Raw genomic sequence first — 13,599 nt, forward strand, 5'->3', positions numbered from 1 at the left:
CAGGTCACCGGCCGATGCCCGGGATGGTCGGAAGGTTGATGGACGGCAACTGGGGCAGTCGAGGAGGTGTCGTCTCCGAGGTAGTTGGCTCCTCGGATGTTGTCGGACGCTCGGAGGTTGTCGACGGGGATTCCGATGGTGTCGACTCCTCCGTCGAAGTGGTCGTGGAGGACGGTCGGTCCCGCGAGGTGGTCTCCGGTTCTTGCGTAACAGTCGTGGTGTGAGAGGTCGCCGGTGCCGCGGGCGGCGTGGGGCTGGAAGTGATCCAGTAACCCACGAGCGCGATGGCCGACAGCAGCAGGAGCGCAGCGACGGCGGTAAGCACCTTGTGCGTGGTGCTCCAGCCTTCGTCGGCGACCGGGGTCGGTGCCGTCCTCGGCTGCGGCCGCGATGCTGGCGCGGGCGTTGGCGAGGTCATTGCGCGGGTTCCGCCGACGGGTGCCGGCGCGATGACTGCGGTCGCTGCCGTACGTGGCGTCGGCGGTCGATTACCCGCTCGGATGGCCGCGACAGCGTCGGCAAATTCGCCACCCGTCGCATACCGGCGCAGCGGATCCTTCGACAGCGTGATGTCGATAAGTTCGCGAACCGGTGCCGGGATGGACTGCGGCAGGGGCGGCGGAGGCTCCTGGATGTGCTTCATCGCGACGGTGATGGCACCGTCGCCCAAGAACGGTCGTCGACCCGTCAGGGCCTCATAGCCAACCACGCCGAGTGAGTACACGTCCGATGCGGCGGTTGCCTCGCCACCGGTCGCCTGCTCGGGTGAAATGTACTGAGCGGTGCCCATCACCATGCCGGTCTGGGTGACGGGGGCAGCATCGACGGCCTTGGCGATGCCAAAGTCGGTGATCTTGACCTGGCCGGTCGGCGTGATCAGGATGTTCCCCGGCTTCACGTCGCGGTGCACGAGGCCCGCGGTGTGCGCAGCCTGTAGCGCACGACCGGTCTGCTCCAACATGTCGAGGGTGTGGGTCAGCGACAGCGAGCCCATGCGGGTGATCACCGAGTTGAGCGGCTCACCGTCGACGAGTTCCATCACCAGGTAGGCGAGTGGGTCGCCGCCGTTACGGTCGGGCGTTTCGCCGTAGTCGAAGACGTTGGCGATGCCGGGATCATTCAGGCGTGCGGTGGTTTGCGCTTCGGTGCGGAACCGTCGCAGGAATTCTGAATCGTTTGAGTACTCGGCCTTGAGGACCTTGACCGCGACACGACGGCCCAGCCGCGTGTCGAGGGCTTCCCACACCTGACCCATGCCGCCCGTGGCGATCAACCGGACCAGTCGGTACCGGTCGGCGATGATGGTGCCGTTCTGTAGGCTCATCGAGCACCTCCCGCGTAAGCGTTGATGACAGCGCGCCCGATTGGTGCCGCGACAACGCCACCGTACGAGTTCTGTCCCCTATTTCCATTTTCAATGATGACTGCGACCGCAATTCGTGCGTTTGATCTCGGTGAGAAGGCGATGTACCAGGCGTATGGGGTTTCGCCGCCTTCGGTCACGCTGGAGTGTTCTGCCGTTCCGGTCTTGGAGGCAATCCCTGCCTGCGCGCCCGCCGTGTTCTGCTCCGATCGCACCATCATGTCAGTAATCTGGTCGGCCTGTTCGGCAGTCAGCGGACGCGATTGGGTCGACGGTGTCGTCGTCGAGATGGTGCGAAGGTCGGCAGTCTGCAGTTTCTCCACCAGATACGGGCTCATCCGGGCGCCACCGTTGGCCACCGACGCAGCAATCTGGGCGTTCTCAAGCACCGTCAAGCGCACGTCTCGCTGACCGATCGCGGATTGACCGAGCGCGGCGAAATCGTCACCGATGTCGCCGACGGTCGACTTAGCGACGGTCATGGGGACTCCTGGCGGATCCTCGCCGACACCGAAAAGCTTCGCGGTTGCCGTGAAGTCGGCGATTGCCGTGTCTTTCGGCATCTTCTCGGTCATCAGCTGGGCGAAGGCGGTATTGCACGAGTATTGGAATGCCTGGGTCAGGGAAACTGTGCCGTTGACCGCACCCGGGCAGGTGCTGCCGCTGTCGTTCGACAGGGTGGCGCTGCTGCCGGGCAGTGTGATCGTTGCCGCCGACGTCAATCGGGTCTGCGGGCCGAGCCCTGCTTTCAGGGCGGTCGCGGTAGTGACAACTTTGAATGTCGAACCGGGCGGGTACAGCGCGTTGAGGGCGCGGTTTGTCATGGGATCACCGTTGCCGTCGCTCGTGTATGTTTCCCACGCCTTTTCGGCCTGCTGGAAATCCTGCGAGGCGAGCTTGTTGGGGTTGTAGCTTGGCGTCGACGCGAGTGCGAGGATCTTTCCGGAACTTGGTTCCAGGGCGACCACTGCGCCGCGGCAGGGGCCTTCGCAGCCAGCGTTGGTGAGCTCGCGGTAGGCGACCTGCTGCAGTTTCGGGTCGATGGTTGTCACCACGTTGCCGCCACGCGGGTCACGACCGGAAAACATGTCCATGAAGCGCTGCGTGAACAGCCGATCGTCGTTGCCGTTCAAAACGGTGTCCTCGGCCTGCTCGATACCGCGGTCTGCGCGGTACACGAATGAGAAGTAGCCGGTGACCGGGGCAAACGCTGCTGGATCGGTAGGGTACCGGCGCAGGTACTTGTACCGGTTGTCGGTCGGGACCGATTCGGCGAGGACCGTGCCGTCGGCAGCGACAATCAGGCCGCGCTGGCGCGCGTATTCATCGAGCAGGACACGTGAGTTGCGGGTGTCCGACCGCAGTTCGTCGGCCTTGAACACCTGCACGTAGGTGGCGTTCGCAAGGAGCGCGACAACCATGATGATGACAAAGATCGCGACCTTCTGGATGGGACGATTCATGGTCGTCTCACCACCTGGGTCGACATCGCGTCGACGGGTGGCGCCTGCCTCGGCCGCGGGCTGTCGGGCTCGCGCGCAGCGTTCGAAATACGGAGCAGGAGCGCCAGCAGAATGTAGTTCGCCAACAGCGACGAACCGCCGTACGCGAGGAACGGCGTCGTCAAACCGGTCAGCGGAATGAGCTTCGAGACACCGCCGAACACGACGAACACTTGGAAGATGATGGTGAAGCTCAGGCCTGCGGCGAGGAGTTTCCCGAAACTGTCGCGCACCGCAACAGCCGTGCGCAGGCCGCGCATCGTAACGACCAAATACAGCATCAAGATGGCACCGAGGCCAACCAAGCCGAGCTCTTCGCCGAACGAAGTCAGGATGAAGTCAGTGTTCGCGAAGGGCACGATGTTGGGGCGTCCAGAGCCGAGACCGGTGCCGAACATACCGCCCGTCGCGAAGCCAAAGAGGCTTTGCGCGATCTGGTAGCCGTAGGTGTCGTACTGCGCGAACGGATCGTTCCAAATCGCGACGCGAATCCGCAGATGTTCAAAGAGTTGGTAGGCCACAGTGGCGCCGAGCGCGAACATGGTGACGCCAAGCATCAGCCAACTGACACGTGATGTTGCGATGTACAGCATCGTCAAGACGGTCGCGAAGATCAGCAGCGGCGTACCGAGGTCGTTCTCGAGGGCGAGGACTCCGATTGCGATGACCCACGCCGCCAGCAGCGGACCGAGGTCGCGGAGCCTCGGAAAATCGATGCCGGCGAACTGCTTACCTGCCGTCGTGAAGAGGTCGCGCCGCGAGACGAGGAAGGCCGCGGTGAAGATGATGATCAAGATCTTCGCGAACTCGCCGGGCTGGATGCTGAAGCCGGGTAGGCGGATCCAGTTTCGGGAGCCGTTAACCTCGGCCATCGACGCGGGCAGGATCGCCGGGATCGCCAGGAAAATGATGCCGCTGATGCCGAGTGTGTATGCGTACCGCGACAGGGTGCGGTGGTCGCGGATGAATGCCAAGGTTAGGCAAAACGCGATGATTCCGAGGAAGGCCCAGAGGAGTTGTTGATCTGCGTTGTGGGTCACGGAGTCGGACTTGACGAGTTCATCGCTGCGTGAGGAACCCAGATCCAGCCGGTGAATCATCACCAAGCCCAGCCCGTTCAATAGAGCTACGCACGGCAGTAAAATCGGATCGGCAAAGGGCGCGAATAGTCGCACAGCCACGTGGGCAACGCCGAACAGCGCGATGAAGGCGGCCAGGTACTTGGCCAGATCCCAACTTAGCGTCTGGCCTTGCGCGGCCTGAACAATGAGCAGCGCGGCGAAGACGACGAAGACGGCGAAGGAGAGCAGGACCGCTTCAGTTTTGCGACCTGCACTCTTCGGCGGTGCCGCCGGTGGAGCGTGAACGGGTGGGGCGGACGTCATCCAGCATCCCGGCAAATTGGATACCCGTCGGCGCCGGTCGACGGTGCATTGGCGGTGGTGGAGGCTTCGATGCGGGCAGTTTCCGAGCGCTCAACTTCGCTGGGAGCGGTCGTCGGCTCAGGCTTCTGGCTCGAGGTTTGCGGCTTCGGCTCGGGCTTGGTGTCAGTGACGGGTGCCGGAGGCGTGCACTTCGGGAGGAACTGCAGCGCCCGAACGCGATCCTGGGTGGACTGCAGGGAGTCGTTCTTGATGCTGTTTCCGACCACCGCGCTGCGGCTCGCCTGCGTCAGGTCTTTCAGGTTCATCGGCGTGCACGATTCGGCGGAATCGAACTCGGTGAAGAACACTGTCGGCGTATCGACCGTCAGGTCATCGACACAGACCTTCTGGTTTGGCTTCTCGACGTTGAAGAACAGCAAGGTGTCGGGTGTGCCGGAGTAAATTTCAACGTTGTTGTTCACCGATGTGACAAAAGTGCTGGCCAGCGCTTTCGACCGCACGATAAAAGCCGCAGCCACGAGAAAACCGATGATCGCCAGCACGGCGATGATGACTAGTGGCCAGCGCCAGCTAGCTTTCTTTTCCGGTTCCGGCGGCTGGTGAATGGTCGGGCGGGTTACGGCGGGTGCCGGATCGCGTAGGGCAGCGGCACGGCCGGCGGCGGTCGACGGATTCGGGACATAACCGGCGGCGTCGTCGTCTCCTGCGGCCCCTCCGAGGATGGGCGTTGAATCGCCGTACTGAGTGTCGATGACGTCGGCGACTACGACGGTCACGTTGTCGGGGCCACCGCTGCGGAGGGCGAGTTCAATTAGGCGGTCGGCGCAAGCCTTGTGGTCTTCGACGGATCCGAGGGTGTCAGCGAGGGTTTCTTCGCTGACGACGTCGGATAGACCGTCGCTGCACAGAAGGTAGCGGTCGCCGGCACGAGCCTCACGCATAATCAGTGTCGGCTCAACCTCCTGACCGGTGAGTGCCTTCATGATGAGTGAGCGTTGCGGATGCGTGTGCGCCTGCTCGGCGGTGATGCGGCCTTCGTCGACCAAACTTTGGACGAATGTGTCGTCGCGCGTGATCTGCGTCAGCTGGCCGTCGCGATACAGGTAGCCGCGGGAGTCACCAACGTGGCACAACCCGAGACGACTGCCAGCGAACAGGATCGCGGTCAGCGTGGTGCCCATGCCGTCGAGTTCCGGCTGCTTGGCTACCTGTTCCGCGATCGCCGCATTGCCTGCGGCCGTCGCACTTTCCAGGGCGGAAAGGAGGTCGCCGCCGGGCTCGTCGTTGTCGAGGGGACGAAGGGCCTGAATCATCAACTGGCTGGCGACCTCGCCGGCCGCGTGACCGCCCATGCCGTCGGCCAACGCCAACAGACGCGCACCGGCGTAGACGGAGTCCTCATTATTGGAGCGGACCAGGCCGCGGTCACTTCGCGCGATATAGCGCAGGACAAGGGTCACGGGCGTAACTCAATCACGGTTTTGCCGACCCGGATTGGGGTGTTGATCGGCGCGCGGACGGCGGTGGTCACTTTGGAACGATCAAGGTAGGTCCCATTCGTGGATCCAAGATCTTCGACGTACCAATCATCGCCACGAGGTGAGAGACGAGCATGGCGTTCGGAGGCGTAGTCGTCAGTGAGGACGAGCGTGGAATCGTCGGCCCGGCCAATCAAGACCGGTTGCGTTCCGAGGGTGATGCGTGTGTTCGCCAAAGCACCGGCCGTCACTACTAGATAACGGGCGGCTCCACGGGTGCGTGCCGCGCGCTCCTTTCGATCTGACCGGATCGATCCGCGAGGGATGTGAGTGCCTGCGGCGCCCGCAAGATCCGCGCGCATCGCCCGAATAATTGCGTACACGAAAAGCCAAAGCAGGATGAGGAATCCGAACCGGATCACCTGCAGCAGGATGCCCTGCATCTACCCCCATCACCTCCCTCACACACTCAAATTCCGATTCGCGGTTGCAAACGGATGCACTAAGCGTTCGGGTGACGAGGTGTCACCCGACTCGCAATCTTATTGCCTCGGTCGACTACTGGAACCGGACGGTGATGTCGGAATGGCCCAACCGGATGCGATCACTGTCGGCGAGTTCCCAGCTGCTGACCTGAAGATCGTTGACGGTGGTGCCGTTCGTCGAGTTCAGGTCGGTCAGCATTGCCGTCTGACCGTCCCAACGAATTTCGACATGCCGACGTGACACGCCGGTGTCGGGAAGGCGGAACTGTGCATCCTGTCCGCGACCGATCACGTTGGAACCCTGGCGGAGCGAGAATGTGCGGTTGCTGCCGTCCTCCAAAACGAGGGTGATCGCCGACGGCGCGTAACCGGCTGCCTGACCGTACGCGGGCTGTGCGTAGCCCTGGTCATAGGCGGGCTGCTGACCGTACTGCTGGTCGTACCCGGGCTGCGCGTACTGCTGCTGGCCTTGGTCGTAGCCCTGCTGCTCGTAGCCGGGCTGCTGTGCGTAGCCCTGGTCGTACCCGGGCTGCTGTGCGTACTGCTGGTCGTAGCCCTGCTGGCCGTACTGCTGGTCGTAGGCGGCGGGCTGCTGACCGTACTGCTGGTCGTAGGCGGGCTGCTCGTACCCTGGCTGCGCGTACTGCTGCTGACCTTGGTCATAGCCCTGCTGGGAGTAACCCTGCTGGTCCTGCTGGCCGTAATCGTACTGTTGCTGGCCGTAGGCCTGGTCGGCGGGCTGTGCGTAGGGCTGGCCCTGTTGGTCGTACGCGGGCTGCTGGCCGTACTGCTGGTCGTACGCCTGCTGACCCTGGTCGTAGCCCTGCTGGTTGTAGTCGTACTGGGGCTGGTTGGGATCGCCTTGGGGGGCGTAACCGTAGTTTTGGCCGCCCTGGTCGTTTCCGGGGGGATTGGTCATGGCTTGGGCTCCTCGGTCGTGACTTTCGGGTCGGTATGTCTTCTTTTGGTCTTCTTGCACCCTAGGTGGTGCCACCGGCTTCGGTGAGGCGTCTGGATTGACGACCCCGCGAGTACGGAATTGTCCGGTGTGTAAAGACGGTGCTGGTTCGAACTCTACGACCACGGACCCATAAGTCTGCCACCCATTGTCTCGAATGAAGTCAGCTAAGTGGCGCGAGAAGATTTTCCTGTTCAGTTCATACTCGGTCCCGACCTGGTCAAGATCCGAGTCACTGAGTGTCACCGTGTAGCTGTTGGCGACCAGGGTTGCGCCGTCTCCGAGGTCCTCCATGGAGGTCTCGGCTTCACGCTGCAGAGCGTTCTCGATCTCCTGTGGTGCGACCTTTCCGCCGAAGACGCGGGCGAACCCACCGTCGACGGCAGACTCGAGCTTGCGCTCGACGCGGTCAAAAAAACTCACGGGATCACGGGCCTTTCTGTGGTGGGCGTGTCGGCGTGCATACCTTGTAGAAGCATGTTACCGGCGATAACGCCATGTTGGAGACCGACAAACGACTCCTGTACCGCGTGTCACATTGGTAACAGAGGGTTGGGTGTCTCGCGATCGGACAAAAGTGGCAGGTCAGCTCAGATTTACCAGCGACGTTTTTCGTTTGCGCCTGCATGCGTGCTATCTTTTTCAAGTCCTTGCGGACACCAGTCGTTTAAACGACTAGCCACGGGCGAGTGGCGGAATGGCAGACGCGCTGGCTTCAGGTGCCAGTGTCCTTCGGGACGTGGGGGTTCAAGTCCCCCTTCGCCCACCAAGAGCGGTTCAGGACGAATCGCACCAAGAGGTCAGGTTGCAGAAATGTGGCCTGACCTCTTTGTTTTGCCTGGCGATGTTTGTTGTTCGGCGTATGGGTCGGATTTGGGGATCTGAGTCCTGGCGTCCCCGATTGCCGACCGTCATTCACGCTTCTTCATTCTTTGCGGTGGGGCGAGCAGTTGGGAGAATTTTCGCGCTCGCCGGTGCGCTTAGGTTGCGAGTGTCGCGGCGGCGGCGATCAGTAAGTGGTCCGTGGTGGCGGTGGGGTTCTCGAGGATGGCGCGTGCTGGTGCACGTTCTGCGAGTCTGGGGTTGCGTCCTTGGAACCAGGCCTGGATTACGCGTGGCGAGGCCCCAAGCTGCTGCTGCAATGCTGCGAAGTTGTAGGCCAGGTGTAGGTGGCCGTGGATCTTTGCGGGCACCGGTACTGCGCCGGTGGCGTAGTCGTTGACGATGGTGGTGCTTGAGGCGCCAGCCAAATATGCCACGAGCCGGGATCCAAGGAGATCACGAAGTTCCTCGACCAGCACAGCATCGTCGAGGTCGTTGCTGCGCGTTGCGATCTTGTTGTAGGCGGTATTGAGAGACGGGATTTCGGGAGCCACGTTTCAATCGTCACACGCGGTTATGACACTCGCGTGGCGGTGCTGACAATCGGCATTGTGCGGCACCCGGGGACGGGGTCGCCAACCTCGGGCACGGCACCTGGAAGAACGAGTCGTGGGGCTAGATTTCGCGTTCACGCCTGGGGGTCGGTGGCCGACGAAAGTGCCGCTACTTTCGGATGCTGCAATCTGGCTTCTAGCTTCTTGTATTTGAACAGGCCTACGTGCATGAGCCTTCTGTGGCGAATTGTGTTGCTAGAGAAGAGATCTCATTAGTTGAGGCGCCTCATCTCCTAAGGGGTTCGAATGACGGATGGATTGCTGATGGTTTGCTGTCGACGGTTTGTGTGGTTGCATGTCTCGGTATAGCAATAGTCGCAGGGGGAAGTTCAGGGGCGTTGCTTCGTAGCTGACGAGGTGTGTTGGTGCGGGGTTCGGGGTGTCTGGGGTTCTCCTGGTTGTTCGAGGGGGATTTTGTTTATGCGCGTTGTGCGTGTTGTTTCGGTGTTGGCTGCTGTGGTGGCGTTGCTGCTCGGTGGTGGTGTGGCGGGGGCGGCACCGGGTGGTTCGTTTGCTGATCGGTCGATTGTGCGGACTTCTGACGATGGTTGGAAGGTGCACTTGGGCAAGTTTGGTGAGCGGGTGCATTCGGTGCCGGCACTAAGTAGTGGCCATGGTTCCTACGAGGCGTTCTTGGATTTGCGTGGGACCGCCGAGATCACCGGTCGCGGATCCTCACCGGTCGACGCCGCCGTCTTGACCACAGGTTTCCAGGTCGCGTGTCAGTGGCAGATGGATGGCGTTCAGGTCGGTGTCACGGGTGGTCCGACAGCGCAGATGTCGATCTCGTACCCGCCGGCAATGGTTATTGGCGCGCAGGTCATGCCAAGTATCTCCACGACGTTGCGGAACGGGACGTCGACGGATGTGAAGTTTGCGACCAAGCAGTTGCGGGGTCCGAAGGCTGGTGCCCGGATGGAGGGTGTGCGGGTGGAGATCTCCGGTTGTGTGGGTCTGGCTAAGCCCGCAGTCCGCGCGTATGTGCGGGTGGCGATGAGCACGGCGGTCAACGACAACACCTTCAGCCTCTACGGCAAGCCGCATCACCTCTAACCTGCCAGGGTTGATCGACCAGGCCTTTTGTTCAAATTCTATGACGTCTTCAGGGGGAATTCTGTGAGTACGGGAACTGATGTGGGTGCTCGACACTCAGAAGAGAGTGTTGATGGTCAGGCCGCTGGGGAGGGGTCGGGGTCGGTGCCGGTGTGGACTGTTGTGTTGTTTGTTGCTGCGTGTGTGTTGTTGGTGTTGGCGGCGATGAATCTGACGAATCTGGGTCCGTGGGCTGCTGAGCACGGTCAGGTGTTGGTGTTTTTGGGGTTCTTTTTGGTGATGTCGATCGCTGGGCGTTGGTTCTGGTCCGGCGTCGACAGCATTGTCGGTGCGGTCCGCGGCAACAAGAACACCGAATAGGGGCGCCAGCGCGATGAGGGGGAAAGCAATGTTTGTGAGGGAACAACGTCGCCGCCGGGGTGCGGCGGTGATTGCTGGGTTGGGGACTCTGGTGGTTTCGGCCGGGATTGCGGTAGCTGCCTTGACCGGTACCAGCGGCAGTGCTGGTGTGGCTGGGGCTGATGCTTTGTGTGATCAGATGCGGGCTCAGTATGGGTCGGGTTGGCCGTGTATTAGCGTGCCGACTTATACGCCTCCGCCGACGATGCAGGCCCCGCCGGAGGCGGGTGCTCCGGGTGCCCCGTCGCAGGGTGGTCCGGTGATTGGTGGTGATGCTGGTCCGGGTCCTGGTGAAGGGAACGGGACCCCGATCGTGGGTGGCCCGACCCCGGAACGGGGTAACCGACCGCCGGCGACCACGGGGCCGGGGAGGACTCCGGCTCCGGCCACCGTCGAGCGCGGCACCGATCAGGGGCAGCCTGGTCGGCCAGGAACCCCCGAACCGACTGTGGTGCCTGCACCGGTGACGGTTGGTGAGCGGCAGGCTCCGGCCGAGACGGCTTTTGTGAGTCCACCTGGCGGTGGCGATGGTGGTGTGATTCCGTTGCCGTTCTGGTTGTTGGCTGCTGTTGCGGCGGTGGGTGCTGCCAGTCCTCGGGCACGGTCGTTGCTTTCTCGTGGTGGATCGACTCGGGCGACGGTGGGGCCCTCGCGGATGGTGCTTATCCATGATGAGTCTTCGCCGAAGACGTATCGGTTTGCGATGAATGTTCCCGACGGCGGTCGCACGGCGGTTAATCCTGATGGTTCGGCGACTGTGTATGACAAGGACGGCAACGCGGTTCGTCAGGTGGCTCGCCCGTGGGCTTTTGATGCTGCTGGCCGGCCGCAGAAGACGTGGTACACCGTCGATGAGAACGGCGACCTCATCCAACACGTCGAACCTTCAGACAATGCCCTGTACCCAATCCTCGCGGACCCGACCGAGGAGGACATGGCTTCGTTGCAGGAGGCGTCTGAGAGGCAGAGCAGCGGTGATTATCTCGCCGCGCCTCCATTTGTTGCGGGTCCTCTGACGCAAGAGCAGCAGCAAGCGAGAAGTCGCACCGAAGCCCGCGATCAAGGGCTAGCGGTTGCACAAGGAACGACAGAAGATGGCACGCCAGTAGTTGTGGTGGGTGATCCAAGCAGTGGAGAAGTTGCGGCTCTGAAGACTGGACCATCCGCAGCGGAGAATGCCAATATGGCGTCGTTGCAGGAGGCGTCTGAGAGGCAGAGTAGTGGTGATTATCTCGCCGCGCCTCCATTTGTTGCGGGTCCTCTGACGCAAGAGCAGCAGCAAGCGAGAAGTCGCACCGAAGCCCGCGATCAAGGGCTAGCGGTTGCACAAGGAACGACAGACGATGGCGCACCGGCGACCATAGTTGGCGATCCAGAAACGATGAACGTCTCTATGGTCCAAACGGCACCATCTCCGAGCATGATCGAAGATATCCCCGAACTCCAAAGGCAGTCAGATTTGGCCGAGTCTATGGATAAGGTTACTGCCGTTATTCAGGGGCCGGGACTGGAAGAAGACCGAGCTGGGGCCGCGCATCGATCGCAATTGCGAGAAAATGGGTACATAGTAATTAGCCAAGCTGATGAAAACGGTGTAGAAATCAACGTCGTAATTAATCCGCAAACGGGGACCGAGACACTGCTCCGGCCTGGGGATAGGATATTTATTGATCCGGCTACTGGGCAAGAGCGGGTGCTAGATAAAGCCGCGGCTTCTGCTTATCGTAGTTGGCTCAGTGATAATGACCGTGATCAAACACTCAATTGGTCGGGACGCTCAGCGGGAGCCTTGGGTGACGGGCTAGATGTAGTCGCAAAGGGTAGCGAGGCCGGGAGCCGTGAACGATCCTTTTATAAGAACTCTGGAAAATTTGCTCGACGGTTTGGGTTGGGTGCCACGATTCTGCTGGAAGTCAACTCGGTTTACTCCGAAGACAAAACTGTTATGGATGGACTGAAAGACGCTGGAGGAGTTACTGCATTCAGTATGGCCGGTGCGGGTATTGGAGCAGCAATAGGTGGTCCCGCAGCCCCGGTGACTGCTGCGATTGGATCTATCATTGGAGGTCTCGCCTGGGACCTAGGTAAAGGGCGGGGGTGGTGGTAGGAATGACAATAGTTCTCGGGATATTGGCTGCGGCTATTTTATTCACGACTAGGATTGCTTTATTCCTTTATCCATCGGTGGCAGCACGAGGTGCACACATCCGCGTTGTCTATAATTCAACTTTGGCCATCTCTCTCGCTATCGTGCTTGCTATAGGGGTAGCGCTGATCTTTTTTGGGAACCCAATTCTGTCCGGCTCCGTAATTGGACTCACGATTTATATGTTCTTCAGTAGCATTGGTGTTCTTGTGAACGGAAGCGCTTCCTCCGAAGGGCGGCAATAGTCTCGTTTCGAAGGGTTCTGTGATGGTTATTGTAATATTAGGTTTCGGTGCGATCTTCATTGGCTTTTCGATTGCGCAAAACCTTGCATCAAGAGGGCGGTTTCGCTGGGGTCTTGGAATTTGTGCAATTTCGGTTCTCCCGATAGCAATATTTGGGGTATTGCCCGAGTCTGGAGGGATTTCGGCAGTCGTGTCTTGGGTCGTTATTACCGTAATAATTTGGCTGCGAGCCTGGATGACTTGGGATGGACTAACCATTTCCGGATTGCGTGAAATGTGCCGGTCTATCCTATTTGGCGAACCTCCTTATCGGAAATAGCGGTTCTTAAAGGCTGCGGCTGAGATAAGCGCAGCGAGTCCGTATGGAGAAGAGGATGTCATATTCGATCTCTCCCGAGGTTTCGGGAGGCCTAGGGGATGGAACTGAGTGTGAGCAATCTGGTCGACCCCGCCGAGTTAAGAAATTAGACTACGTCGCGTGTCGCTCTGCGGATCGCGATCAGTCCAGTCATAAACCCAGAACTGCTTTCGAAAAACCCGGCTTCCATCGGGCTGACGCTCAACCACCGTACGAAGATTTGAAGAGTACCGGCCGAGTGCGTAGATATGGTCAGGTTGACTACCTGCGTAAACCTTCCATCCGCTGTCTGCTTCGTATGTGCTGGCGTGCGGGTGCGTTCGGAAGTAGATTTCCGAATCCTTCAAAGCTTCTGCCTTGGCCGAGGCGAGGTCATCAGGAAGAGACCTCACGTCGGGGCCGTAACCTCCGTCGTAGGCGTCGCGTCCTAGGCCGTCGACTTCATCCTCGGTGAGATTGTAGGTGTCGCCGACTGCTTCGCCCTCGCCGGTGGGGTCGAGGTAGTGATCGAGGATGTTGGCTGACATTTCCCAGCCATTGGCCTAAAAGTACGCGATCGTGACTCGGCCATCAGCCCTTGCCGGTTGGCCCTGAGTACCTCGCAATGGCGCATTCCATGCGCCCTCCTTATCGCCGTAGTTCTAATTCCGCTCCCCAGGGAAATCCGTAACATCTACAGTAGGTGGTTTGAGCAGTGTGGAAACTAGAAATTCTGGACGAGGCGAGATTGCCTCAGTATTGGCACAGTATCCAGCCGTAGGTGACAGGGAGATTGACGGACATCATTACGA

General features: G+C 60.6%; 11 protein-coding genes and 1 tRNA gene. 4 read left to right on the top strand and 8 right to left on the bottom strand.

The features are described 5' to 3' along the window. Nucleotides 1-4: 4 nt before the first annotated feature. From WBA38_RS14410 to WBA38_RS14435, 6 genes are all read right to left on the bottom strand, one after another. Complete coding sequence (locus tag WBA38_RS14410; protein WP_424293512.1) at nucleotides 5-1,324, bottom strand: protein kinase domain-containing protein; 1,320 nt, start codon at nucleotides 1,322-1,324, stop codon at nucleotides 5-7. Then, on the bottom strand, nucleotides 1,321-2,826 hold the full coding sequence (locus WBA38_RS14415; protein WP_424293513.1) for a peptidoglycan D,D-transpeptidase FtsI family protein: 1,506 nt from the start codon (nucleotides 2,824-2,826) through the stop codon (nucleotides 1,321-1,323). The genes WBA38_RS14410 and WBA38_RS14415 overlap by 4 nt, the downstream gene beginning before the upstream one ends. Further along, nucleotides 2,823-4,250: an FtsW/RodA/SpoVE family cell cycle protein gene (locus WBA38_RS14420; RefSeq protein ID WP_424293514.1), complete on the bottom strand. Its 1,428-nt coding sequence runs from the start codon at nucleotides 4,248-4,250 to the stop codon at nucleotides 2,823-2,825. Before WBA38_RS14420 ends, WBA38_RS14415 begins: the two co-directional genes overlap by 4 nt. Next, nucleotides 4,247-5,710, bottom strand: coding sequence for a PP2C family protein-serine/threonine phosphatase (locus WBA38_RS14425; RefSeq protein ID WP_424322986.1), 1,464 nt, complete (start codon nucleotides 5,708-5,710; stop codon nucleotides 4,247-4,249). Before WBA38_RS14425 ends, WBA38_RS14420 begins: the two co-directional genes overlap by 4 nt. Beyond that, nucleotides 5,707-6,171, bottom strand: coding sequence for an FHA domain-containing protein FhaB/FipA (locus tag WBA38_RS14430; RefSeq protein ID WP_424293516.1), 465 nt, complete (start codon nucleotides 6,169-6,171; stop codon nucleotides 5,707-5,709). The genes WBA38_RS14425 and WBA38_RS14430 overlap by 4 nt, the downstream gene beginning before the upstream one ends. 115 nt (nucleotides 6,172-6,286) lie before the next feature. Continuing rightward, on the bottom strand, nucleotides 6,287-7,594 hold the full coding sequence (locus WBA38_RS14435) for an FhaA domain-containing protein (protein WP_424293517.1): 1,308 nt from the start codon (nucleotides 7,592-7,594) through the stop codon (nucleotides 6,287-6,289). 260 nt (nucleotides 7,595-7,854) lie between these two features. Here WBA38_RS14435 and WBA38_RS14440 point away from each other — a divergent pair. After that, nucleotides 7,855-7,940 (top strand) — tRNA-Leu (locus WBA38_RS14440). A gap of 211 nt (nucleotides 7,941-8,151) precedes the next feature. On the opposite strand, the gene WBA38_RS14445 is transcribed toward WBA38_RS14440, so the two are convergent. Beyond that, on the bottom strand, nucleotides 8,152-8,547 hold the full coding sequence (locus tag WBA38_RS14445) for a hypothetical protein (RefSeq protein WP_424293134.1): 396 nt from the start codon (nucleotides 8,545-8,547) through the stop codon (nucleotides 8,152-8,154). Between the two features lie 480 nt (nucleotides 8,548-9,027). On the opposite strand from WBA38_RS14445, the gene WBA38_RS14450 reads away from it, so the two are divergent. The 3 genes from WBA38_RS14450 to WBA38_RS14460 all read left to right on the top strand — a co-directional run bounded on the left by WBA38_RS14450 (nucleotide 9,028) and on the right by WBA38_RS14460 (nucleotide 12,166). After that, the gene (locus WBA38_RS14450) at nucleotides 9,028-9,660 is read left to right on the top strand and encodes an MspA family porin (protein WP_424293135.1); all 633 of its coding nucleotides are present in this window, start codon (nucleotides 9,028-9,030) and stop codon (nucleotides 9,658-9,660) included. A gap of 63 nt (nucleotides 9,661-9,723) precedes the next feature. Beyond that, the gene (locus WBA38_RS14455; protein ID WP_424322987.1) at nucleotides 9,724-10,020 is read left to right on the top strand and encodes a hypothetical protein; all 297 of its coding nucleotides are present in this window, start codon (nucleotides 9,724-9,726) and stop codon (nucleotides 10,018-10,020) included. 742 nt (nucleotides 10,021-10,762) lie between these two features. Further along, nucleotides 10,763-12,166: a hypothetical protein gene (locus WBA38_RS14460; protein ID WP_424322988.1), complete on the top strand. Its 1,404-nt coding sequence runs from the start codon at nucleotides 10,763-10,765 to the stop codon at nucleotides 12,164-12,166. A gap of 740 nt (nucleotides 12,167-12,906) precedes the next feature. Here WBA38_RS14460 and WBA38_RS14465 read toward each other — a convergent pair. Continuing rightward, complete coding sequence (locus WBA38_RS14465; protein WP_424293138.1) at nucleotides 12,907-13,335, bottom strand: hypothetical protein; 429 nt, start codon at nucleotides 13,333-13,335, stop codon at nucleotides 12,907-12,909. Between the last annotated feature and the right edge of the window lie 264 nt (nucleotides 13,336-13,599).

Origin of the sequence: Gordonia sp. (in: high G+C Gram-positive bacteria) (assembly GCF_049647785.1) — a bacterium.
Taxonomy (GTDB): domain Bacteria; phylum Actinomycetota; class Actinomycetes; order Mycobacteriales; family Mycobacteriaceae; genus Gordonia.